The 23,287-nt window shown below is 60.8% G+C and carries 17 protein-coding genes and 1 riboswitch; of the genes, 6 read left to right on the top strand and 11 right to left on the bottom strand.

Annotated elements, in window-relative coordinates:
• Window positions 1-15: 15 nt before the first annotated feature.
• The 5 genes from D8M21_RS10150 to D8M21_RS10130 all read right to left on the bottom strand — a co-directional run bounded on the left by D8M21_RS10150 (window position 16) and on the right by D8M21_RS10130 (window position 6,254).
• Window positions 16-525, bottom strand: coding sequence for an HD domain-containing protein (locus tag D8M21_RS10150; RefSeq protein WP_238651336.1), 510 nt, complete (start codon window positions 523-525; stop codon window positions 16-18).
• A gap of 104 nt (window positions 526-629) precedes the next feature.
• Complete coding sequence (locus tag D8M21_RS10145; RefSeq protein WP_048683208.1) at window positions 630-1,928, bottom strand: LLM class flavin-dependent oxidoreductase; 1,299 nt, start codon at window positions 1,926-1,928, stop codon at window positions 630-632.
• Window positions 1,925-2,722, bottom strand: a complete 798-nt coding sequence (locus D8M21_RS10140) for a 3-oxoacyl-ACP reductase (protein ID WP_048683211.1) — start codon at window positions 2,720-2,722, stop codon at window positions 1,925-1,927. The genes D8M21_RS10145 and D8M21_RS10140 overlap by 4 nt, the downstream gene beginning before the upstream one ends.
• 72 nt (window positions 2,723-2,794) lie before the next feature.
• A riboswitch (TPP riboswitch) is annotated at window positions 2,795-2,891 on the bottom strand.
• Between the two features lie 232 nt (window positions 2,892-3,123).
• Window positions 3,124-4,428, bottom strand: a complete 1,305-nt coding sequence (gene efeO, locus D8M21_RS10135) for an iron uptake system protein EfeO (RefSeq protein WP_048683214.1) — start codon at window positions 4,426-4,428, stop codon at window positions 3,124-3,126.
• A 419-nt stretch (window positions 4,429-4,847) separates the two neighbouring features.
• On the bottom strand, window positions 4,848-6,254 hold the full coding sequence (locus D8M21_RS10130; protein WP_082156890.1) for an MATE family efflux transporter: 1,407 nt from the start codon (window positions 6,252-6,254) through the stop codon (window positions 4,848-4,850).
• Between the two features lie 135 nt (window positions 6,255-6,389).
• Here D8M21_RS10130 and D8M21_RS10125 point away from each other — a divergent pair, with 135 nt between their 5' ends.
• A complete protein-coding gene (locus D8M21_RS10125) occupies window positions 6,390-7,655 on the top strand; it encodes an SLC13 family permease (RefSeq protein WP_048683225.1) in 1,266 nt (421 codons plus the stop codon).
• A 54-nt stretch (window positions 7,656-7,709) separates the two neighbouring features.
• Window positions 7,710-10,109, top strand: coding sequence for an ATP-binding cassette domain-containing protein (locus D8M21_RS10120; protein ID WP_048683227.1), 2,400 nt, complete (start codon window positions 7,710-7,712; stop codon window positions 10,107-10,109).
• Window positions 10,110-10,140: 31 nt separating this feature from the next.
• Here D8M21_RS10120 and D8M21_RS10115 read toward each other — a convergent pair whose 3' ends face one another.
• Both D8M21_RS10115 and D8M21_RS10110 read right to left on the bottom strand, forming a co-directional pair.
• Window positions 10,141-10,533 (bottom strand): RNA-binding S4 domain-containing protein, encoded by a 393-nt coding sequence (locus tag D8M21_RS10115; RefSeq protein ID WP_048683229.1) that lies wholly within the window; start codon window positions 10,531-10,533, stop codon window positions 10,141-10,143.
• 330 nt (window positions 10,534-10,863) lie between these two features.
• Window positions 10,864-11,781: a hypothetical protein gene (locus D8M21_RS10110; RefSeq protein WP_126855847.1), complete on the bottom strand. Its 918-nt coding sequence runs from the start codon at window positions 11,779-11,781 to the stop codon at window positions 10,864-10,866.
• 963 nt (window positions 11,782-12,744) lie between these two features.
• Between D8M21_RS10110 and D8M21_RS10105 the strand changes: the two genes are divergently transcribed.
• The 3 genes from D8M21_RS10105 to D8M21_RS10095 all read left to right on the top strand — a co-directional run bounded on the left by D8M21_RS10105 (window position 12,745) and on the right by D8M21_RS10095 (window position 14,749).
• Window positions 12,745-13,506 (top strand): SDR family oxidoreductase, encoded by a 762-nt coding sequence (locus tag D8M21_RS10105; RefSeq protein ID WP_082156891.1) that lies wholly within the window; start codon window positions 12,745-12,747, stop codon window positions 13,504-13,506.
• Window positions 13,507-13,829: 323 nt separating this feature from the next.
• Window positions 13,830-14,033 carry a cold-shock protein gene (locus D8M21_RS10100; protein WP_048683237.1) on the top strand — a complete coding sequence of 68 codons (204 nt, stop codon included), beginning with the start codon at window positions 13,830-13,832 and terminating at the stop codon, window positions 14,031-14,033.
• A 203-nt stretch (window positions 14,034-14,236) separates the two neighbouring features.
• Window positions 14,237-14,749 carry a ferritin gene (locus D8M21_RS10095; protein ID WP_048683239.1) on the top strand — a complete coding sequence of 171 codons (513 nt, stop codon included), beginning with the start codon at window positions 14,237-14,239 and terminating at the stop codon, window positions 14,747-14,749.
• Between the two features lie 86 nt (window positions 14,750-14,835).
• On the opposite strand, the gene betT is transcribed toward D8M21_RS10095, so the two are convergent.
• From betT to D8M21_RS10080, 3 genes are all read right to left on the bottom strand, one after another.
• Window positions 14,836-17,037, bottom strand: coding sequence for a choline BCCT transporter BetT (gene betT / locus D8M21_RS10090; protein WP_126855846.1), 2,202 nt, complete (start codon window positions 17,035-17,037; stop codon window positions 14,836-14,838).
• A gap of 374 nt (window positions 17,038-17,411) precedes the next feature.
• Window positions 17,412-20,021 (bottom strand): beta-mannosidase, encoded by a 2,610-nt coding sequence (locus D8M21_RS10085; protein ID WP_048683241.1) that lies wholly within the window; start codon window positions 20,019-20,021, stop codon window positions 17,412-17,414.
• A 177-nt stretch (window positions 20,022-20,198) separates the two neighbouring features.
• Window positions 20,199-21,065 (bottom strand): DUF308 domain-containing protein, encoded by an 867-nt coding sequence (locus tag D8M21_RS10080; RefSeq protein ID WP_048683244.1) that lies wholly within the window; start codon window positions 21,063-21,065, stop codon window positions 20,199-20,201.
• A gap of 256 nt (window positions 21,066-21,321) precedes the next feature.
• On the opposite strand from D8M21_RS10080, the gene D8M21_RS10075 reads away from it, so the two are divergent.
• Window positions 21,322-22,962: a metallophosphoesterase gene (locus tag D8M21_RS10075; RefSeq protein WP_048683248.1), complete on the top strand. Its 1,641-nt coding sequence runs from the start codon at window positions 21,322-21,324 to the stop codon at window positions 22,960-22,962.
• 27 nt (window positions 22,963-22,989) lie between these two features.
• Here D8M21_RS10075 and D8M21_RS11285 read toward each other — a convergent pair whose 3' ends face one another.
• Window positions 22,990-23,151, bottom strand: coding sequence for a hypothetical protein (locus tag D8M21_RS11285; protein ID WP_153245887.1), 162 nt, complete (start codon window positions 23,149-23,151; stop codon window positions 22,990-22,992).
• Window positions 23,152-23,287 lie beyond the last annotated feature (136 nt).

Raw genomic sequence — 23,287 nt, 5'->3', positions numbered from 1 at the left:
GCTCATACGGCCGGGTCAGGAGGCTTTCAGAAGCTCCTTGGCCCGGCCGTATTTCACCGCCAACCGTTCTCGCGTTTCCTTGCCGAGCAGGGCGGTGCGTTGAGGGTCGGTGTTGTCTTCCACATCCGACTCCTTAACGACGACGGCTGCGGGCACGGAACGGACCTTGGCGAAGTACTCCTCGGTGGTTTCGCCCGGAAGCTTGGTCACGGCCACGACGGCGTCGACCACGTGCTCCGGGAAAAACTCACGCAGTTGAGCCTCGGTCACGGAAGTATCTTCCACGACGTCGTGGAGCCACGCCGCGGCCACAGCAACGTTGGCCTCATAGCCAAACACGCCCCGCTCCTCGCACCTTCTGGCCACATACCCGGCGACTCTCCGGGGATGATCGATGTACCTATTCCCAGCCTGGTCTTTCTGCCCCTCGTGCGCCGCAGTTGCTAAGGCCTCTGCGCGCGATACGAGAGAAAGATCCTCAATGCGTGCCCAGATGGATTCGTCGACATGGCGTTGGCTCATCATGGTCCAGTCCTCTTGCTCGATGGTCTGTAGGAGGTATTCACCAGCCTAGAAACCTCGACTGACAAGTTAAGGAACCGCGCCCGTTGAGGCGAGTCGTCGTTCTTCTAGCCCGCCAGGTTCCCCCGCAACGTTGAGGCTTGATACACGTCTCGGAACCGGCCACGACGTCGTAATTCCGGAATCACCAGCTCCACGAAATCGTCCAAGCTCTGGGGAAGCTGAGGCGGCATCAGGTTGAATCCATCGGCCGCGCCTTCGTCGAGCCACTGCTCGATTTGATCGGCAATGGTTTCCGGGGTGCCGATCATCGTGCAGTGCCCACCACCGGCCGCCAGCCGCCCCAGAAGTTGGCGTACGGTCGGTTGCTCCACCTCGATAATCCGCAGAATCGTTGCGTAGCGCCCCTGCGGACCGGTGAATTCCTCGAGCGGCGCCAGTTCGGGAACCGGCTCGTCGAGATCCCAGTCGGAGCAATCGCGATGGATGAATCCGCCCAACTGCTGGAGCGAGGCTTCCACCGGTAGAAGTGCGTCGAGACGATCTCGCGTGCGTTCGGCGTCGTCGAGGGTCCGTCCCACGTACGGGACGAGCCCAGGCATCACGACCAGTTCATCAGGGTTCCGCCCCGCGGCCTCGGCTCGAGCGCGCACGTCAGAGCGGTATGCCTTCCCCTGCTCGAGGTCGTAGGCGACGGCGTAGATCCCCTCTGCTCGCCGCGCCGCCAGGTTTCGCCCGGGATCCGAGGATCCCGCCTGAAAGAGCACTGGCCGTTCTTGCGGGGGTTGGGGAACGTTCAGTGGACCGGCCACGGTGAAGTACTCACCGCGGTGGTCAATTGAGTGGATCGCTTCCGAGTCAAGATACTTGCCGTTTCGATCCGCACGAATCGAGGTATGGGGCCACGAATCCCACAGGGCTTGCACGGCATCGATGAACTCTTCGGCCCGGGCATAGCGCTCCGCGTGCTCCGGAAGCCGTTCCTTCCCGTGGTTTCGAGCTTCGGCGTCGAACATGGACGTCACGACGTTCCAACCGACGCGCCCGGAACTGATGTGATCCAGGCTCGCAAGCAACCTGGCGGCGTGAAATGGCTCGTAGAAGGAACTCGAGACGGTGCTGACCAGACCGATGTTCGAGGTAGCCCGCGCCAACGCCGTCAGGGTGGTGAGCGGTTCCAAGAACCACGACGGCGTGCGTTCCGCCGAATCCGCCCGGAGCGACTGACCGTCGGCGAAAAACACCGCGTCCAAGGTGCCTTTTTCGGCAAGTCGTGCAAGCTCCTCGTAGTACTCGATGTCACCGAGCCGTTCCACCGCCGAATCGGGAGTTCTCCACGCTGCGTTGTGGTGACCGCAACCGTAGATGAAGAGGTTTAGGTGCACCTGTTTCTTGGCCACGCTCATCCTTTGACCAAGCCCCCGTCCACCATCAAGTTTTGTCCGGTAACGGCCCGGGCCCACGGGGACGCGAAGAAGAGCACGGCGTCGGCCAGCTCTTCCGGAGTCGTCACGCGTCGCAACGGGGTGCTCTGGGCGATCGCGTCGAAGACCTCCGTCGGTGTTGCCGAACTCGCGTCGGTTTCGCGGAGTAGTCCTCCGGAGACCATGTTGACGGTGATGCCGTCGGGTCCGAGATCGTGTGAGAACGTACGGGTCAGAGAGAGCAACGCCGCCTTGGCCGCGGTGTAGTCATGGTAAGGAACCACAGGGTTCTGGAACAGATTCGTCCCGATATTGACGATGCGGCCCCACCCTCGTTGCGCCATGCCGGGGTACAGGGCTTGAATCATGGCCAGCGGGCCCATCACCGAACCATCCACCTGCGTTTGGACGACGTCGGGAGTGATGTCAATGGCTTGAGGCCGAGCGTCGCCGTTGAAGCTGAAGTCGAGAAGCGCGTTATTGACCAACGTGGTCGGGTCGTCCGAGAAGAGTCCTCGGATCTCCTCGGGAAGGGCAAAAGCTCGCTCACGATCACGCACGTCGAGATGCACCGCTCGCGCGCGTTCCGGGAATTCTTCGGCCAGGCGATGTGCGGCGTCGCCACTTCGGTGATATCCCACGACCACGCGCGCCCCTTCCCGAAGAAAGGCCCTGCTGATCGCGAGGCCGAGGCCCCTGGCCCCTCCCGTGACGACGACGACCTGTTCGTTCAGGGGTATCGACGTACCACGCACGGTCTCGGATGTTTCGGTCATAATGCTCTGCCTCTCGGATCGAGGCGAAGGCCCGCGACATGAACGAGCGCTCATGTCGGGAGTGCAGGGCATCGAATGCCCCACGGACAATCCCTTCGCCAGTGCTAACTGATGCAGGTTCTACGGGTCTTCTCTCAGCCCCGCCGTGGGGGCACCCCGTGTCCTGCGCAACATGCTAGCAGCGCAAGGGGAGTGTTTCGCTAGACCACATCATGCAGATGGTCCACGAATGGACCATCTGACGAGGCAAAAAGCTTCTGCTCGACCATCGCGCCTCCCTGCAGGTCACCGGAGGAGCTGAGCAGAAGATCGTCCTTCGAAGCTGCGGATACCTACTCAGGCAGGAGCTCGCATTTCGTCGACTGGGCGCATTCTTGCGATGACTTGCCCATCCGATCCTCTTATCGAATGACTCCCGCAACGCGAGACATCAACCCGCTGAGCGCATTGATAGCACCGGATAATTCCTTCTGTTCCGCCGTGTAGTCCCCGGGCTGTGGAACCTCACCAGCCTCTTCCTGCACCTCGGCGATCGATCGGTAGTCCACGTACTTCACCTTGCCGTCGGAGGTTGTGCCATCCGTGTGACGCTGGAGAATATCGTTGACAGCCTTGAACCCCTTTTCGACCTGCTCGGCGAGGGTTTTATCCTTCGCCTTAATAATGTCTTCGACGTTCCCGTAGACCACCTCGGCTCCCTCGACGTTGGCTTTGAAGTTGTAGAGGTCCGTGTGCGAGAAGGTTTCCTCCCCACCGACGATCTTGGCGTTGGCTACTTCTTTCAGTAGCTCCGCCGCTCCGGAGGTTATCTCGGTGAGCTCGAGCTTGAACTTGCCGTCACTGCCCTTGATCTTTCCGTACACGAGGTCATAGAGCTTGTGGGTCGAGCCCTCAAGCTGATCCGCCGCAGCCTGGCGCTCCAGCTGGGATCCGAAGCTGAAGGGTGAATTCGGTGCGGAGTAAAGGTCCGCCTCGATGCGGTGCCAGCCGGTCCAACCGTCCAGACGCTGAGGGCTCCAGGGCTTGTCCCCCGGCTGGCTGGGGCGTTCCTGAAGGCGGAGGTCGAGTGCTTGGGCGAGATCTCCGGTCCCGTCTATGCCGAAGGATCCGGCCGTAGGCTCGATCCGTTCGTAGTACTGCCGTGCCAGCGGGTACAGCTCACGGGCACTCTGGATATTGCCGTCCACGTAGGCATCGATAAAGTCCCGAGTCGCTTTCACGAGCTGACCCACCTGGTCTTTGACGTAGGAGGTGTAATTCTGGACGGCCTTCTTCTCTGCGCCCTTCTGGTCTTCGGTCTCCTCTCCGCCTTGGCCAGGGGTCACCTCAAATTTCGTGAGACCCACGAAGTCACCCACCATGTTGGGCTTGCATGCCGTGAAATAGATGCCCTCTTTCAGGCTGGTCGTCAGGCTCGCGAAGCTTCCCGGACCGATGTTTTCCTTCTCGGACTCGATCTTGAGCTTGTCCTCCGAGAGCACCTCAAATTCATTGGGTGTGCTTCCGTCGTTCTTGATCTCGAAGGTCACTTTTCCAGCCGGAATCGAAGCGGAATCGGTCTTACACGAGTCATCTTCCATGGTGACGTGCACCGTTTGACCTGAGTTGTTCCCCAGGTGACCACCGATCAAGTTACTGGAGCAAGAGGCTAAAACCAGTGCGAGAGCAATACCCGTGGGGGCGCCAAGGTATTTCGTGATTTTCATGCTGTCCTCGTGAAAAAAACTGATGGCCGGAACTGGATGATCCGACCCGTGGAAGAAGAGACTGATCTCAACCGAAGAAAATGACGGCTCTAGAGCGGCCCGACCAACGTGCGACGAGCGGCGTCAGCGGCACACCACACGATGGCCCGTCATGCGGTCGGCTGAAGATGACCTTGAGAAACTGTCTGGCCTTCACGACGCCGGCCACCAAAGTGCCGACACCAAGCGACGGTTCCGAACCCTCACGCACTGCGATCAACAGATGGGCAACGAACACGGATGGCCTCCCCGACTGCCCATCCGGTGTTCACCCGCGGGTCTTCGATTCAAATCTGAAGAAAGTATATCCACGACCATTTCATAAGTTAAGAACTATGCATTGGTGATCTCGACGACCCTGACGTCGCCGCGTCAGCGCGTCACGCGCGAATCCACACATCGGTTCGGGAACGCCACCCGAGCGTCAGCGCGCGGAGCCCCATGAACCCGCCGGCATATGCAATCCAGATCCACAGGAAGCCCCACGTGTCCATCGACAGATCAGCATCCGCGCTCGCCCAGTAGACCGCACCGAGGATGGGCGCATACACCACCAAGGAGATCGTCGAGGCCAGAGCAAGGTACCGGGCGTCTTGGGCGCCGATGAGGACGCCGTCGAGAATAAAGACGTACGAAGCCAGAGGTTGCCCGATCGCCACGATGATCATGGCCAGCGCAAAGAGATGCCGCACTTCAAGGTCGGGGGTGAAGGCCCAGCCTAGACCGAAGCCTATGATCGGGCAGATCAACCCGGTGATCACTCCGAATCCGAGGGCCCACCGAATAAGCCGGTTCATCAGATGACGCACCTGCCGCCTGCCGGCTTCTTGCGTCACATCGCGGGCGCCCATCTCCTTGCCCAGGAGCGCCTGAGCGGCAATGGCCAACGCATCCAAGCCGAAGGCCATGAACCCGAACAGCGACATCGTCAGCTGATATGACGCCAGATTCGTCGGCCCCTGGTGGGTCACCACGAAGATGGTCAGCATCATGGCCGCCCTCATCGCAGCCGTTCGGAGCATGAGCCACGAGCCCACGGACAAGATCGAACCGACGCCGGCCCACGACGTGCCCCAGCGGACGCCGTGCTTGCGAGAACCGCCAACGATCATCACCAGATAGACGGCCGCCATTCCCCACTGCACCAGCGAGGTCCCCATCGCGGAACCGGCAACACCCAAACCACCGGGGAAAACGAGCAACCAGTTGAGCACGACGTTGACGGCCGCCCCTACGCCCGCGACGTAGAGCGGCGTCTTGGTGTCCTGGAGTCCACGAAGGACCCCCAGGGACGCCAAGACGATCAGCATTCCCGGTAATCCCGGCATCGACCAGCGCATGTAGTCAATCGCGTGGTCGAGAGTTGCCCCCTCGGCTCCCATTGCGGCCAACACGGTCGGGGCCAGAATCCAACCCACGACGGCGAGGACGATGCCCAGCGCCAAGGCCACCCAGAGCCCATCCCGACCCTTCTCATAAGCCGCGGCGAGCTTCCCGGCCCCGAAAAACCGGGCGACGGCCGGCGTCGTGGAATATGACAGGAAAATCATCAGGCCGATCACGGTCTGAACCACTGTTCCCGCCACGGAAAGGCCAGCAAGTTGATGAGTACCCAAATGGCCCACGATCGCGGTATCCGCGAGGATAAAGAGGGGTTCCGCAATCAAGGCGCCGAAGGCCGGTAGCGCCAGACGCACAATCTGACGATTCAGGCCCGGCCCGGTGCTCGCAGCGGCGGAGGGCTCGGAGGTCGCGTCGGACTGTGGGTGGGAAGGCTCAGGATTCACCTGACTAGTCTAAAGAATCACGCTAGCCGGGTGCCTCCACGGTCCATCTCGCATTACGGTTTGCCCGACGCAGTGCCAAGTAGTTAGCTTGCTTATGCATTTAACTCTTTGACCTCCCACACATCAGGAGAATGAGTGACCACTCCCCAAACGCTTTCCCTAGTTCTCCTGCTCGTGGTGCTGGTGCTGGCCATCTGGAAAAAGGTCAACATTGGGACGCTCTCCTTGGGAGCCGGGCTGATTCTGGTGCTAGCGGCGGGCATCCCGACCAAAGAGATCTATCAGGACTTCCCCGCGAGCCTCGTGGTGCTGATTATCGGCGTCTCCCTGATGTTCAGTCACCTCGAAATCAGCGGGTCGATTCGATGGGTCATCGACGGCGCCTTCCGTGTGGTCGGTGAGCGTAAGGCTCTCATTCCCTGGGTCGGTTTTGTCCTGGGCGGTTTTCTCTCAACGATTGGGATCTTCAGTTCTGGTCCCGTGGCAATTCTGGTGCCGCTGATCGCGTTTATCTCCGTGAAGTATCGGGGAACGTACTTGATCAACGCCTTGGGCGTCATCATCGGTGCCGTCAGCCTGGGAATGTCCCCGCTCAATCCCACAGGGGCCACGGTCCAAAAACTTGCCGCCGACGCCGGGGTGACGTACTCCGGCTGGGGCTTGTGGTTCGTGACCTTGATCGTGACCATCGTGACCCTCGCCGCTCTTCAAGTCATCTTCGGAATCCTCGGTCGCCGGGGAAAGCTGCTGGTGGAACCGCAGGCGTCACATGTGGAGGAGAGAAACGCTACCGGAGGGCGAGTCGAAAATGTTCCGTACGCCGTCGCCTCTCTGGTGGGCTTGGCGGTCTTTATCCTGTGCGTGGTCGTGTTGACGTTCGACGTCGGACTCACCGCCATGGCTGTGGCCGCGCTTCTCCAACTGATCTTCCGACCGTCACAAAAGGCCATGTTCTCCCAGGTCCCGTGGGGCGCGGTGCTCTTGATTGGGGGCCTCCTGACCTATCTGGGCCTGCTCCGCTCCGTCGGGACCCTCGATGCGATTCAATCCGCCATGGACGGAGCCGCCTCTGGCGTTCTCGTCCTTATCGCTCTGGCTTATCTCACGGCCCTTCTCTGCAACGTGGAATCTTCAGCACTGGGGGTGCTCAGCATGACGATGCCGCTCGTCTTTGGTGTCTTTGCGGATTCCCCAGCGATCTTCTGGATCGTTGCGGCGGTCGCGATCCCCTCCGGGCTGATGGTCATGAACCCGATCCACATCGCGGGCACACTGGTGGTCGGTAATGCCGAGGAGGAACGCCAGAACGACGTTTTCCGCGCCTTTCTCGCAACCTCACTGGCCCTGACCGCTGTGGTTCCGGGACTTCTTGCGCTTTTCCCCCTCGTCGTCGGCCTCTAAGGCTTAAGGTATTCCTCCCTATCAGGAGCTCATCCGTCGTGGTTAGATCGACACATGAGCAACGACACTGCCCCGCATCCCGCCGATACCCACGACCTCATCCGCGTGCAGGGTGCGCGCGAAAATAACCTTCGCGACGTCAGCGTCGAACTGCCCAAACGGCGGCTGACCGTGTTCACCGGTGTCTCGGGTTCCGGCAAGAGTTCCCTAGTGTTCGGAACCATCGCCGCCGACTCGCAACGCCTCATCAACGAGACCTATAGCGCCTTCGTTCAAGGATTTCTCCCGACTCAGGCGCGGCCCGAGGTGGACTTCCTGGACGGGCTCACGACGGCGATCATCGTGGATCAGGAACGCATCGGCAGCAACGCGCGATCGACGGTCGGAACGGTCACGGATGCGAATGCCCTTCTCCGCACGCTGTTCAGTCGCATCGCCGAGCCTCATATTGGAGGCCCCAAGGCTTACTCCTTCAATACCCCCACGGTCACGGCGTCGGGAGCCATGAAGGTCGAGAAAGCCAACAGTCGGGCCGTCAAGAAGACCTTTTCCGTGACGGGCGGCATGTGCCCTCGATGCGAAGGCATGGGAAACGTGACCGACGTCGACCTGGCGGAGGTGTTTGACGAGGAAAAGTCTCTCTCCGAAGGAGCCATTAAGGTCCCGGGATACACCGGTGGCGGCTGGAATGTGCGGCTGTTCAGCGGGTCGGGGTTTGTGGATCCGGACAAGCCCATCAAAAAGTATTCCAAGCGCGAGATGCACGATTTCCTCTACCACGAGCCGGAACGCATCAAGGTTGAGGGCATCAACATGACCTATGAAGGCCTGATTCCGCGCATTCAAAAGTCGATGCTCTCGAAAGATAAAGAGTCCATGCAGCCGCACATCCGTGCCTTCGTGGACCGAGCCGTCACCTACGTGACATGCCCGGAATGCCACGGCACTCGCCTGACGCAAGGCGCACTTTCCTCGAAAATTGCGGGAAAGAATATCGCTGACCTCTGCCAAATGCAGATCAGCGACCTGGCCGAGTGGATTCGCGATCTGAAGGAGCCTTCGGTTGAGCCTTTGCTGAAGGCCCTCCGCGACTTGATGGATTCCTTCGTGACGATCGGCCTGGGGTACCTCTCCCTCGATCGCGCCTCGGGCACGCTTTCTGGCGGCGAAGCACAGCGCACCAAGATGATTCGCCACCTCGGATCCTCGCTCACCGACGTGACCTACGTTTTCGATGAGCCCTCGATCGGCCTACACCCGCACGACATCGAAAGGATGAATCAGCTTCTCCTGCAGCTGCGCGACAAGGGCAATACGGTCCTTGTGGTCGAGCACAAACCGGAGATGATCGAGATTGCCGACCACGTGGTGGACCTCGGGCCTGGAGCTGGAACTTCCGGTGGCCAGATTTGCTACGAGGGCGACGTCGCAGGCCTGCGGGCATCAGACACCGTCACCGGACGGCATTTGGACGACCGGGTACGCCTCAAGGAATCCGTACGTAGCTCTACGGGGTCGCTCGAAATCCGTGGGGCCCACCGCAACAATTTGCAGGACGTGGACGTCGATATTCCCTTGGGCGTTCTGACCGTCGTCACGGGCGTGGCCGGTTCGGGGAAATCGTCGCTCCTCGAGGGGTCTTTGCTGACCGGTTCGCGGGTCGAGGAAGAGGGGCTTGTCGCGATCGACCAGACCCCCATCAAGGGATCGCGACGCAGCAATCCGGCAACTTATACCGGGTTGCTGGAGCCCATCCGTAAAGCATTTGCCAAGGAGAATGGCGTCAAGCCGGGCCTGTTCAGCTCCAATTCCGACGGCGCCTGCCCCACCTGCAACGGCGCGGGCGTGATCTTTACCGACCTGGGCATGATGTCCGGAGTGTCCACCACATGCGAAGACTGCGACGGCAAACGCTTCCAACCCGAGGTGCTGGAATATACCTTCGGCGGCAAGAACATCAGCGAGGTGCTGTCCATGTCGGTGGCCCAGGCCGAGGAGTTTTTCGGCGCCGGCGAGGGGAAACTTCCGGCCGCGCACAAGGTGCTACGCCGGTTGGCCGACGTCGGGCTGGGGTATTTGAGCCTCGGCCAACCGCTGAACACCCTTTCCGGAGGTGAACGTCAACGCCTCAAACTCGCCAGCCGAATGGGCGAAAAGGGCGGGGTATACGTCCTGGATGAGCCGACCACGGGTCTGCATCTGGCGGATGTCCAAGAACTGCTGAATCTTTTGGATCAGCTGGTGGACTCCGGCAAGACCGTGATCGTGATCGAACATCATCAGGCCGTCATGGCGCATGCGGACTGGATCATCGACGTCGGGCCAGGTGCCGGGCACGACGGCGGTCGGGTGGTTTTCGAGGGCAGCCCGGCCGAGCTCGTGGCCGCCGAATCAACGGTCACCGGCCGTCACTTGAAGAAATACCTCGAGTCAGGGGCGACGGCGAATTCATAGGGCGGAGCGCGCCGCTTCCGTTTCGCGCCCCTTAGCGTCCGCGAAGCTTTTCGAGTTCGCGCCGTTCCTTCTTGGTCGGTCGGCCAGCGCCCGGTTCACGACGCGGCACCGGCGCGGACAAGGCGCTGGGCTTCGGCGGGGAGTGATCGACGTAGCAGGTGCGCGCGACCGGGGCCCCGACTCGCTTGGTGAGCAATCGGGTGACCTCGAAGACGCGCTCCCACCCGGGCGTCCGAACCTTGACGACGTCGCCCACCCTGATCGACTGCGAGGCCTTAACCGGCTGATCGTTGAGCCGCACGTGACCCGCGCGGCAGGCGGTGGTGGCCAAGGAGCGAGTTTTGTATAACCGGACCGACCAGAGCCACGCGTCGAGACGGACGCTGGACGGCCCTTCGTGCGAGTTCTGGGGTTGGGAATTCATGCGTCCATCCTAGTTTGCGGGGTGGGGGTGGTGCGGGCTCCGCTCGTTGTGGCCCCTTGGTGGGCTCCGCTCGTTGCGGCACTTTGGTGGGCTCCGCTCGTTGTGGCCCCTTGGTGGCGGTTACCCAGTTCGGTAGAGATTACCCGCACCAAACCGCCGTCGGCGACCGTCCTTGCGCGCCAGTTGCGTGGCGGTTTCCGAGTTCTGTGGCGGGTTCCGTAGTTAGGTGGCGTCCAAAGCACCACCTAACTACGGAAACCACCACCAAACACGGTAAACGCGGATTAACACGAGAGCGCCGCTCGTCATGTGCTTGACCTCGGTTCACCGTTATCGGGCCTGATCCATTGCGACGGCCAACCGCATTCGTAGCCCTTCAGGGTCTCGCGTGACTTCGTTCCAATCGGTCCGCAGTATGGTCCAGCCCTCCGCCGCGATCAGTTTCTCCCGATGCCTCTCCTGAAAAACCACCTGCTCCGTGGGTGCGTAGTCGAAATACTTGGCCTTTCCATCGACTTCCAAGCCGATGTTGAATCGCGGCCACCCAAAATCCAGATATTTCATTCCCTCCCTGGTGGGAACCGGCAGTTGCGGAATGGCTCGAGGCAACCCCGGCGCACTCAGAACAAGTCGAGTCAGAGTTTCAGCAACCGATTGACAGCGAGGATCGGCAAGTTCAAGGACTTGTCGAGCCCTCCCAATCCCATGACGACGCCGCCCCTGCGCAACCAACGCCTCAACCGAAGACTTCTCCTCGCCTCGCGCCAGCACCTGGTCCATCACGACGAGCCCTTCCCGGAGCGGAAGGATCAAAGAACACTCGAAGGCCGTCGTCGCCAGCGGCGTTACATGCGGGCCATCTTGGAATCTGACCCAGTCATCCAGGGCATGTGAGCGGGTGTGGGCCAGGATTCGTGGGTTATGAGGATAGGTGCGCCGCGGCGTCGTGATGTGGATTCGGTCCGGCAGACGAAGCAGATTGATGCCATGAAGTAGCGCCGCCGACGCATGGGAGAAAACGAATGGGTACCGCGCCGTCTTCCACACCGCGAAGTGCCGGGCGATGGCCTTTTCGCGCTCGGTCGCGTGTTTCCACCGGTTCGTGATGACGTACACGCCACGTGAGAGCCGGGTGATCTCGCCTGACCGCGCCTTCTGAGTGAGAGACTGCTCCGTCGCGCCCTGCGCCAACAGGGATCGAGTCGTCATGACGTCCGCGGATGTCAGTGGGGGTCTGTATTGGTTCATGCGTCTACTATCGTCACGGCCGTTCGACGACGACGCCGCTCAGGAAAATGTGGACGACGGATGCGGGGCTTTCGCAGTAAGGACAGGCGACGTACGCGGGGCCTCCGCAGGTGGGGCAACGCCAACTAGGCGCCGGTTCCCCAGTCCGGTGGCGGTTTCCGCTGCTACATCGCGGATTTTACCGTCGCTCCGGATCGCGTCAGGAGGCGGTTGCCCAGTTAGGAGCCGGTTCCCGGAGTTAGGTGGCGTCCAAAGCACCACCTAACAGCGGCCGACGCCGCTCAATTGGGTATCCCCCACGCAACAACCGCTAGTCGCCACACCACAACCGCTACTCGCTACACGCCACAGCCACACGCGACAGCCACGACCACCAAGTCCGCCCCGCCCCACCTCGCCCATTAAAAAACCACCGGCCGGGAGTGGAGCTATAGGGAAAACGCTCCACCCCCGGCCGGTGGTCCGAGACGGATTCGCGGTCCGCCTCTTCATCAATCACTCGCACCTTATGAGGTACTTATTAAGTTAGTCAGCCGAACTGAAACACAACCCTATGGAGCCTGAAAGTCTGCTGGTAATTGTGCAACGAAACCGTCACGGAGCGCCGTATACGCCAGCGGCCGGCAGAAACAGGGCCGAGATGGGAAACGTCCCGCTCGGAACCGAGCGGGACGTTGGGCCTTCGCGGATCCCCCTGAGAAGGGTCGCGGCACGAGCCGCACGCCCCTTCGTCGCGAAGGCGACTTCCGGTCCCCATAGCCGACCGGAAGATGTTCGGCGACCAACCCGCAATCCTCTAAATACGGGGTCGCCATGATGGACACAGAAGGAAAACCTCTGTTTCAACGGCCATTTTAGCGAAAATTTGAATGAAATAGACATGATCATCGCGTTAATTTGGTGATATCAGTCACATATCACGAGGCCTCCACCCCCTCGCGCGAGGCGCGTAGTCTCGTACGCATGAGTGATTCGACTTTTTCCTCACCAGACACCGCCACCTTCTCCGAGATTCGCCGCTTGATCACACAAAACCCCGGTCAGCGCGTCATCGTCGTCACCGGCGCATCGGGCGGCATCGGTTCCCAGGTCGCCGAAGACCTCGCCCAGGATTCGCTCGTCGTCGCCGTCGGACGAAATGAGAAGCGCCTCCAGGAGGTCGTGGATCGTTCCCGCCCGGACGGCGTCGTCCCTCTCGTGGCCGACCTCAATTCCACGGAGACCACGGCGGAGATTTTTCAGCAGATCCCCCGTGTGGATGCCCTCATCAACGCGGCCGCCATCGCATCGCGCTTCACCCTCGAAGATGCGCGCCCCCAGGACTGGGACCAGGCCTTCCACACCAACGTGACCGCTCCGGCGGAATTGACCCGAGCACTGCTCCCCCAGCTCCGGGAATCTCGCGGAACCGTGGTGTTCCTAGGGTCGGGCGCCTCGCGCTCATCGAATCAGTACAACGTCGTCTATAGCGCCACGAAACACGCACTCCAGGCGGTCGCGGATGGGTTCCGCCGCCAGGTCGCCAACGACGGCGTCCGAGTCGCAACCGTCGCCCCCGGGCCTACCGACACCACAATGGTGCATTGGGACGACGATTACCCCAAGTCCGAGCCCCCGAAGTTCATCGAACCCTCAACCGTCGCGCGGTCTATCCGACATGTGGTCGATGCGCCCGAAGATACTCAAATTACGGAAGTTTGGGTTCGACCCCGAATTGAGGCCTGAGAACAAATTCACCCGTACTTATTGGAGCACCTGACAATATCGCCCCATGTCCTGGTAGGGTTGTCTATGTACACGTCGAAGAACTGGCGCGGCAATGGAGCCCGTGAGTAACCTCGGCAATTTTCATCGACATTGTCGACCGTTATCTCTTATCGGGTCGGCCATTCCTGGCGGCGATGCATAGGTTCCGCCAACAACCCCACAGATTTTTTGAGTTCTTTAAAGCAGCACCCCTGCGTTCAGCAGCTCAAGAACCGCGTCGGCAGAATCGACGTGGAACACATAGCCGCCGCAGGCGGTGAACACGAAGGAAAGAAATAATAATGGCTAAAGGCACCGTGAAATGGTTCAACTCCGAAAAGGGCTATGGCTTCATTGCCCCGGATGACCAGTCGGACGATCTCTTCGCTCACTACAGCGCCATCGAAGGCACCGGATTCCGCGGACTCGAAGAGGGCCAGACCGTCGAGTTCCAGGCTGAGCAGGGCCCCAAGGGTCTTCAGGCCACGAACATCCGCGTTCTCTAAACGCGATATTCCCGGTAGGGAATAGCCCGAGGGGCCGACGACGAGCGAAAGTTCGTCGTCGGCCCCTCTTTTTTCCCCAGAATTCCGCGGAACTTAAAGGTCGGGCAGGCTTACCTAAAATAAGACGATGCACACCTGAACCAATTCTGAGGAAAGGCTCTGCACTGCTGACAATCCGGCAGTTCCGTCTTATTGTCGGAGACATGAAGATGTCTACAGACCTTGAAAAGAAGTTCCAGGACCAAATTACCCTCGAGTTTGAAGCGTCGATCACGTATCGTCAGCTCGCCATCGAGGCCGACGAGCAGGACCTCCCCGGTATCGCCGCGTGGCTCCGCCATCAGGCCGACGAGGAGATCGTTCACGCCAACAAGTTCATCGATCACCTCTCCGACCGCGGCAATCACGCCGAAATCGGCCAGATTAGCGCCCCTTCGATCTCCGCGGGCCTGTCGGTTCTCGAGATCTTCCAGGCCGCACTGGCCCATGAAGAGAAGGTTTCCGAGTCCATCCGCGATCTCTACCGCGAGGCCGAAGCCGAGGCGGACTTCGACTCCCGTCCGTTGCTCAACTGGTTCGTGGACGAGCAGATCGAGGAGGAGGCCACCGCTTCCGAAATCATCGGTCGCCTCAAGATGATCAACGGCGAAGGCTCCGGCCTGCTCCGCCTCGACGCCGAGCTCGGGCAGCGCCCCGAAGAAGGCACCGAGGACTAATCGCCAACGTTCCGCCGCATCCCGCGACGGAATACTCGACGGGCCACGAACCTCACAAGGTTCGTGGCCCGTCGTCGTGAGTGGGCCTATTCCGCCGCGGCGGCCGGCGGAGTCACGGTCGAGACGGCGTCGTGCTCGTCGCTGTACCGCAAAAAGCCAAGATGGCCTTCAAACCGGTCGAGTACGTCGTCGATAACCTGTTGCTGGCTCAATCCCATGAGGTCGTACCCTTGGGAGCCCGTCTGGGTGAAAACTTCGAGGCGGTAGTACACGTCCGTTTCCCGTGACATGCGGCCGCCAAACATCGGGACCGGCGCCTCGACCACGCCTACGCGATAACGGAAGCTTCGACGATCCGGGATTTCGACGAAGAGATTTTGCTCTTCAATGCCGCTCTCGTCGTCGACAGTGGTCGCGAGGCTTGAAGCGTAGCCCTGTTCCTGGAATTCTTTCTCCACGACGACGAGCGCAGGCCCCACGACCTCCGCCGCAAAACGTGCCACGGAACGCTGCGACGGGTAAGAGCGCATCCTAGCCAACCGCTGGCGCCACGTCTTCTCCGGGGCGCCACCGCCGTCGGCCGCTGCCAAGGACCGGCTCAAGAGCCGGCCTTCGCGTTCGGCGCGTTCCATGCGAAGGACCTTCGAGAAGGAAGCCATCACAAGGTAGGCCACGACCGTAACGGGCAGCGCGAAGATCAAGGTCGCATACTCCATGGTGGTGACGCCACCGGCAACGAGCATTGCGATGGTGAGCAACGCCGTCAAGATTGCCCAGAAGATGCGCAACCATTTGGCCCCGTCTTGGGACGGATCCGGAATTGTGGACGAGAAATTAGACATGACCATCGCCCCGGAGTTAGCGCTGGTCAGGTAAAACAACAGCCCCGAGAGGGTAGCTAGGCCGATCAAGAATGCCGCTCCGGGAAAGTTCTCGAGCAAGGCGTACCAGCCCGCCTCCGGAGAATCCATGGCCAGTTGGGCAAATTCGTGGTCACCGCTCATCACTCGGGACAGTGCGCTATTGCCGAAGATCGTCACGATGATGAAGTCGCACAGCACCGGAGCCGTGATCGCCGCGATGACAAACTCCCTCAGGGTTCGCCCTCGAGAAATGCGCGCGAGGAACAGACCAACGAACGGCCCCCAGGCTAACCAAAAGGCCCAGAAGAACAGGGTCCACGTGGACATCCAGCCCGAGCCGCCGTCGTCGTAGGCCATGGTTTCCATGGTCCGTTCAGGCAGAGACCAGATAAACCGACCGATGTTTTCGACCATGGCGTTCAGCAAGAAGGCAGTCTTACCTGTGACGAGGATGTAGACCATCATCGCACCGGCCGACCACAAGTTGAGTTCGGAGATCCAGCGGATCCCCTTGTCCACACCCGAGGTGCACGCGGCGATCGTCATGATCACGGCCACGAGCACCAAAGCAATCTGTAGGGCTAGCCCTTCGGGCAGGCCGAAGAGCCAGGCGAAGCCCACGTTCAACAATACGACGCCAATTCCCATGGAGGTCGCGACGCCGAACACTGTTCCCACCAGCGCAAAGATGTCAATGACATCGCCCGTCGCGCCACGGACACGCTTTCCGAGCAAGGGGTACAACACCGCGCGGATCGATAGCGGCATCCCCCATCGGTACGCAAAGTACCCCATGGCCATGCCCAGCAAGGAATACATGGACCAGCCGGTGACGCCATAGTGGAACATCGTCCACACCACGGATTCCTTGGCGGCTTCGGTGCTCTCCGGCGTTCCGTCGAGCGGCTGCAAGTACTGAGTTACCGGGCCTGTGACGGAGTAGAACAACATGTCGATACCCACGCCCGCGGCAAAAAGCATGGAGACCCAGGTGAAGAGCTTATATTGCGGCCTCGAGTGGTCCGGGCCGAGCCGAACGCTACCTTGCTTGGAGAATGCCACCCAGAGTACAAAAAGGATCACGCAGGTCACGGTCACCACGTAGAACCACCCGAGGTTTTCGGCAATCCACGCGACCACGGTCTCCATAGTCGACGCGGCGCTGTCCGGAACGATCATGGCCCACAGCGAGAAGGCGACGACGATGGCCGAGGAGACCCCCAGCACCTTCCAGTTCACCTGGGGCCCCGGAGCCTTTTGGAGGTCTTCAGGGCCACGGCTCATCTCGTCGCTCGAGCGGGGCGGGCGGTTTTCGCGCTGAGCCGTTGCTTCGGCAGCGGTCCGATTGGATCCGCCAAAGCGTTCACGCTGGACCTGCCAGGGAACCGCCTTCGTCGGCCTACTAGCTTCCTCGGATTCGTTCATTCGCTCTCCTCGTCTCGACCACTCGCGTTCAGTCCATCGGAACGACGACGCTCCCCTTTGGGCACGCATTGCCCAGATCTGCCGGGGATTCCGGGAATACACGCCGAGTTCGGGGCGCACTCATTAAGGCTGATGAGGATTAGACCGCGCCCTTCGGCGGAAGCGCCCACAGTAACGGGCACCGGCGTCGTGACCTGACGCGTCTTACCGATGGAGTCGTGGGGCTCGCCAACTTGCCTCGTCGTCGCACTTCATTCGGGACACATCCGCCCTGTGCGCGAGCCCACGCTGCCCATTCACCCTAGCCGACTGGGAATTTCCTGGCAATTTCCAGGGCCTCGGCAGGGACAATCGAAGCCTAGTCCAGGGCCGGTTCACGCCCTTGAAAAACCAGCCTCCCGCTGGTCGTCGCCCCAGGTTCGAACCACCATGTCGGATGGGTCGAACCCCGGCTCCAAACCGCAAACCTCAATAGTTCGGCTATCTCCCGGCGCGAGGTCGAAGTACGCAGCGTCGAATCGGTTGTCGGGGCTGAGCGGTTGCACACGAACCGCATACGCGAACGATTCACCGGCCCGAACAGTGACGTACGCACGCCCCGCTGCGATATCGGCGGATTCCGCCCGGACGTCCCAGGTCACAGTTCCCTCGATGGGCAGGTTCTTCAGGTGGTCGAGAAAGAGCCGCGCCGTAGGTATGTTCCCCTTTTCGTCTCTCACCTCGGCATAGACCGTTTGTGGGTCTTCGGGAACGGCCAGTTCAGCAACCTTCCAGGACCCTCCTGCCGGGATCTGGACCTCCACTTCCCGTTCGCTGTCCGTTTCGCCCGAAAATTTCCGGAGCCTCGCCGTCAACGTGCCGGCCCATTCTCGAACAGCCGAGTTGGTGACCCACACTTCCACCGGAGCGCCGGAGCTCTCTTGACGGAGCGACGCGACCACTGGTGCGAATGCATCACGAACCGCGTACCACGCCGGCTTCGGGAGGCCCTCGAAGTCGATCAGCGACCAGCTCAGGCCCGGCCACGGCTCATTGAGTTGCCACACCAAGGTTCCGGAGCAGATCGGTTGACGACGTCGATAATGTGCAATGCCGTACGCCAGACCCTCCGCTTGGACCATCTGAGAAGCGATGGTCTGAGCGGCCATCCCATCCTGCGACGTCGTTCCGGCTTCGAAGGACAGCAACCCCATGATCTTGTCCTTCGGGTTGTCCTTGACTCGGTGGAGGAACTGCTGGTCCCACGGTTGGATCGGCTCGGTGACCCACCGATCCAGGGTCACCATCTCGGGGATCGAACAAATTCCGAATTCGCTGATGAAACGGCCCTGATCCTGGCTGTAGCGCCAAAAATGATTCTTGCCAGCCTCTCCCAGTTCTTCCGGAGCCGGGCCCGCGCCGATGTCCTCTCCGTGCCAGACTTCCCACGCGTGCCGGTCGCCGTCGAGCACTCCATTCGTCGAATCGATCGATCCATCCGGGCTACCGCGACGGTAAGGTACGCCGGCGCCATGTTCGTTGACGGTCCTGGGCAATAAGTCGTCGTAGAAGTATCCGCCCCAACCGGACCTCTCTTCCCCCTGCCAGATCATGTCGTGCATCGCGTGTGCTTCGTTATTGCCAGCCCATACTGCCAGGCTCGGGTGGCTGCTCAAGCGCTTGACTTGATACGAAGCCTCCGCCTCGACTTCGGCTCGAAGATCGGGGTCGTCGTCGGGGTATTCGACCGAGGTGAACATGAAGTCCTGCCAGACGAGCAGGCCCAGCTGGTCACAGAGTTCGTAGAACTCGTCCGGCTCGTAGTATCCGCCGCCCCACACGCGGATCATCGTCATCCCGGCGTCTCGGGCGAGGGTCAACAGGTTTTCGCGGATCTCCCGGGTGACGGAGCCCGTGAGCATGTCGGCCGGGACCCAGTTGGCACCGCGGGCGAAGGTTGGCTGGCCGTTAAGGACGAATTGGAACCGGCGGCCGCCTTCTTCATCAGGGGTTTCGTCGATGCGGATGGTTCGGATGCCCACGGTCAAGGATCGGGTATCGGCGGTTTTGCCGGAGTGTTCAAGTTCGACGTCGAGCTGGTAAAGCGCCGGGGTGCCAAGATCGTGAGTCCACCAGAGGTCGGGGTCCGGAACCTCGACATCCGCGACGATCTCACCCGACCCGTTGGCCTTCGCCGCCCCCTCTGCCGCGACCGACCCGGCGGGTGACGTCAGGCGATAGCACACTCGGTCCTCCGCACCGAGCCCTTCGCCTTCAACCGTGAGGCGACAACTCGCGGAGTCTTCAGTCAGGGAAAGGGTTTGCCAGGAGGCATGGTCCAGGCGAGGTGCGGGCCGGACTGTCAGAAACACCTCTCCCGTGAGGCCGATGGAAGGAACGCGCGGAGCGAAGTCCCAGCCCCAGGAATCAAAGGCCTTGCGGCGGAGCGTCATCGAAAGATCCTCGGGAAGGGTGTCGCTGATGCTTTCACCGTCTTCCCGATCGCCGCCTGTCATCTGCTGGAACTTTCGAGCAGCCTCGACGGTGACCTCTGGCTGCGGCAGGCCGTGGAGGGGCGGGTCACAACGGACCAGGATCTCGACGACGCCACCCGTTGACGCCAGCGGAACCTCGAGGGGGCGAAACTGTGAGGCATGCTCGGCGACTTGACGCCCGTTGATCCACACGGTCGCCACGGTGTCGACGCCGGTGAAATCGAGAACGACGTCGCCGTTTGCGGAGGGCTCGGGAGCTTCACACTTCGCCCGGTACCACCAAGACCTCTCCTCGACCCACGCACAGTCCTTCTCGTGGAGGTCGCGGTAAGGATGGTCCAGCTTGCCAGCGGCTATGAGGCTTTCATGGACGCCACCGGGAACCACGGCTGGTATCCAGTCGGCATCATCCGGCGGAGACGCCGCACCGATGGGGCTGTCCACGAGGTCGAATTCGGCAATATTCCAGCGACGCCGTTGCGTCTGATCGAAACCTGATGGTGCTGACATGGCAAATTCCCTTCGGCGAGATTCGGGAGTGCGAGTCCAAGGCCGACCCTATACCTAGCGTCACCAGGTTTCTACTCGCCGGTACGCCTTCGAAGTGAAGATATGGTGAAAGGTAAACACACAGAGGCCCCCTCATCCGCCGGACGAGGGGGCCTCTATAGAGTTCTTACGATGCACCTAATTCGTATACTTCACCTGGTAGGTGTCCATTTCCGCGCTATACGCCTTGAACTCGAATGAAACGTCGGACGTATTTTCAACTTCGTATCCCAGATTGAGCACTAGATCCTGGCCGGGATGTATATCACTAGGGATATAGTTCGAAAGATGTTGCTGATCGTCAACAATGGGCAAAGCGTTACTGGAGCCGGAGCGAGCCTTAAGGTGCACCTGTTGAGATAAAATCGTCTGATCCGTCCCATTATGAATTGTCACGGTCATTTTCACCGGTGTGCCACCCTCAACGAAAGCATCCTCTGAAGGTTTGAATTTTGTGGGCTTGGTGGCCGTGACAGATAAACCGTCATCCCAGGTCTGCTTGTCGCCGTAATGGGCCGTTGCATTCACGGCTTTGCTACTCGAGGAAGAGGATGACGAAGCGCTTTGCTCTTCTTCACCCACGGCATGTCCAATTAGGGCAACGAGGATAATCACGCCGACGAGTGTCCCGATAACCGCCAACGCAATGCTCACGATGCCCATCCACTTGAACTTCACCTTCTGGAACAGCGAGATGATGCCGAGAACAAATGCCGCGAGCAAAAGAATCCAGACGAAGAAAATGACGCCGGGAATGCAGGCCAAGATAAATCCAATCGCACCCAGTGCCAATCCGATAATGCCCAGGATGTTGGTCTTCTTTTCCTGAGTCTGCTGCCCATATTGGCCGCCCGGATACTGCTGGTTATAGGCGGGCCATCCCTGGCTTTGCTCGGAACCAGACTGCGGATACTGCTGCTGCTCATCCTGATGCTGTTTGTTCTCAGGATCGTGGCGATTCGGTTCCTGAGGATCGGGAGTGGAATTCCCGGCGGCGTGGCTCATGAAGTCTCCAAATATAGTGCAAGCATTGAATACCCTGATCGTATCCTTGGAATTCCGTCATCGCGAGGCTTGCGAAGAACTTTTGCGTAGCAAATTAACTCAAAATCGAGCTATGGAGCTTCGGAAGGGTCGCTAAGGTAAACACTTAACGTCTCTTGGGGTTGGATTTTACGTTCGCATCGTTCCGAACACGCTCGCGTGTGCCACGATGGGCTCCAAGGCGGCACATCACCCCGCCACAACTTCGAGGAGCCACATGGAATCGCCGCACTCACTCACGAATCATCGAGTTCGCCGCCACCCAGGCACCCCGGCGAAACTCACTGTCGGGCCGGCCGACCGGCCGGTGGTCCGCGATGCACGGTCAGACACCCAAGCCCTACCAGGTGACCTCACGAGCGTCCTCAAGGTCATCCACATCACCGATTTCCAGCACGGCGACCTGGCCTCCCCCACGCGCAACGACTTCTTGCAGAAATACGCGGGCCAGGATTATTGGGCGCGTCTGCTTCCTGCGTATCGCCCCCAGGAATTCCTTCAGTGGCATGCACTGGCCTCCATCATTCGGACTATCAATGCGGCGCAAGATGATCCGAGCCTCCAGGCCGACGTCCTTTTGTGCACCGGTGACGCGACGGATTCTTCCCAGGTCAACGAGCTGAAGGATTACCTCACGCTCATGGACGGAGGGACGGTCGAGCCCGGTCGCCATACGGCCGACCTCACCGAGGCGCCCAGCTTTGGATCCGATTCCTCGTTCTGGCTGCCTGAGTCGGTCCAGCCGGACGCATGGAAAGAGTCCTGTGGGTTGCCTCGAGTTTCTGGAATCCGCTCCGTCGCGGCGTCGTCGTTCGCTCATGAAGGCCTCAGCATCCCGTGGCTTGCCTGTTTCGGCAATCACGACCAGCTCATTCAGGGACGCCACACGATCCTCGACCCGGCGACCAACCGCGACGTCGATGCGTTGCTCACCGCCTCGGAGAAACCCTGCGGTACCCGCGAGCCGTCCGCCGAGCCCGGAGATGCGATGGACCAATACCTCCAGGACCCGTTGGTTCACACCGCCGGCGCTCAACAGGCCATCACGGCAGACACTGAGCGACGAATCGTGTCACGACGCGACTACATGCAGGCTCACCTCGATGCCCCCGGGGTCCCGACGTCGATTCCGGGTCGCGGATTTACCCCGGAAAACGTCCGCACCGATACGGCCTACTACGTGTATGACGGTTTCCCCGGGATCCGATTCATCACCCTAGACACCACCAACACCCGTGGTGACGTGGACGGATGCCTCGGCGAAGAGCAGTTCCTCTGGTTCAGAGAACGCCTCGAGGAAGTCCATTCCACGTATCGGCTCCCCGACGGATCGGAAGCACGGCAGGATGTTGAAAATCGCTTGGTCGTGCTGGTTTCACACCACGGGAGCCGCAAACTGACGAACGACTTCGGTCAAGAGCGCGTCTACCTGCGCGACGACGTGCTGGACCTCCTGTCCCGTTTCGACAACGTCGTGTTGTGGCTGAATGGGCATACTCACGTCAACGAGGTCGAGGCTCGTGGCGCTGCAGGTCATGCGTTCTGGGAAGTCACCACCTCCGCCGTCGCGGAATGGCCGGTCCAACTTCGCCACCTCGAGATCGCCTGTTCTCCCGAGGGCAGCGTGGAGATTCGCACCCGGATGGTCGACTCCGCGGTCCCAGCGGAACCGGAGCTCCCCCTTCCGGAAGACCTCGACGATCCCGTGGCCTACTGCGCGAGCCTTCACCGATGGGTCGGCGCCAACGACGCCGGCTCGGTCGGCGGCCTCTCGGCGGACGGCGATGTGCCACACCGCACCGCACGTCTGCTCACCACTGTCCCCTCCGAGACGGCCAGAGACGTTTTGACGAGCTAAGCCGGTTGCCGTCCGGCGCTCGACTCGTCAGTTGGTGTTGAGCACGGCCATCCATCCGCCGAGCACAATGCCGGCGATCATCAGAACGACCAAGACCACCCAGATGGCCAAGCAAATACCATTGAGCGCGATGCCCCAGGCGGCTCGCCCCTGAGCCATAGGCTCACGGCGGCGCGACTTAACGCCCAAGACCAAACCGGCTCTTCACAGATGAGGGTGTAGCTGTGGTGCGACCTGGGGCGGCGCGTCGGTGTCGGGGTGAGGGTCGAGGTCTTCCGATGATGGGAGTTCTCACACAACCCGTCCGGAAGACCTCGACGTGCCT

This window comes from Kocuria sp. HSID16901 (assembly GCF_003989425.1).
Taxonomy (GTDB): Bacteria; Actinomycetota; Actinomycetes; order Actinomycetales; family Micrococcaceae; genus Rothia; species Rothia massiliensis.
The sequence above is the reverse complement of the archived record's forward strand: the minus strand, read 5'-3'. Positions and strand labels throughout refer to the sequence as shown.

Bases quoted from the DNA above. Each gene is read 5' to 3' on its own strand.
- D8M21_RS10100 (WP_048683237.1), top strand. From the start codon at position 13,830: ATGGCTAAAGGCACCGTGAAATGGTTCAACTCCGAAAAGGGCTATGGC.
- D8M21_RS10110 (WP_126855847.1), bottom strand. From the start codon at position 11,781: ATGAACCAATACAGACCCCCACTGACATCCGCGGACGTCATGACGACT.
- D8M21_RS10105 (WP_082156891.1), top strand. From the start codon at position 12,745: ATGAGTGATTCGACTTTTTCCTCACCAGACACCGCCACCTTCTCCGAG.
- D8M21_RS10080 (WP_048683244.1), bottom strand. From the start codon at position 21,065: ATGAGCCACGCCGCCGGGAATTCCACTCCCGATCCTCAGGAACCGAAT.
- betT (WP_126855846.1), bottom strand. From the start codon at position 17,037: ATGAACGAATCCGAGGAAGCTAGTAGGCCGACGAAGGCGGTTCCCTGG.
- D8M21_RS10150 (WP_238651336.1), bottom strand. From the start codon at position 525: ATGATGAGCCAACGCCATGTCGACGAATCCATCTGGGCACGCATTGAG.
- D8M21_RS10115 (WP_048683229.1), bottom strand. From the start codon at position 10,533: ATGAATTCCCAACCCCAGAACTCGCACGAAGGGCCGTCCAGCGTCCGT.
- D8M21_RS10095 (WP_048683239.1), top strand. From the start codon at position 14,237: ATGAAGATGTCTACAGACCTTGAAAAGAAGTTCCAGGACCAAATTACC.
- D8M21_RS10075 (WP_048683248.1), top strand. From the start codon at position 21,322: ATGGAATCGCCGCACTCACTCACGAATCATCGAGTTCGCCGCCACCCA.
- D8M21_RS10145 (WP_048683208.1), bottom strand. From the start codon at position 1,928: ATGAGCGTGGCCAAGAAACAGGTGCACCTAAACCTCTTCATCTACGGT.
- efeO (WP_048683214.1), bottom strand. From the start codon at position 4,428: ATGAAAATCACGAAATACCTTGGCGCCCCCACGGGTATTGCTCTCGCA.
- D8M21_RS10140 (WP_048683211.1), bottom strand. From the start codon at position 2,722: ATGACCGAAACATCCGAGACCGTGCGTGGTACGTCGATACCCCTGAAC.
- D8M21_RS10085 (WP_048683241.1), bottom strand. From the start codon at position 20,021: ATGTCAGCACCATCAGGTTTCGATCAGACGCAACGGCGTCGCTGGAAT.
- D8M21_RS10120 (WP_048683227.1), top strand. From the start codon at position 7,710: ATGAGCAACGACACTGCCCCGCATCCCGCCGATACCCACGACCTCATC.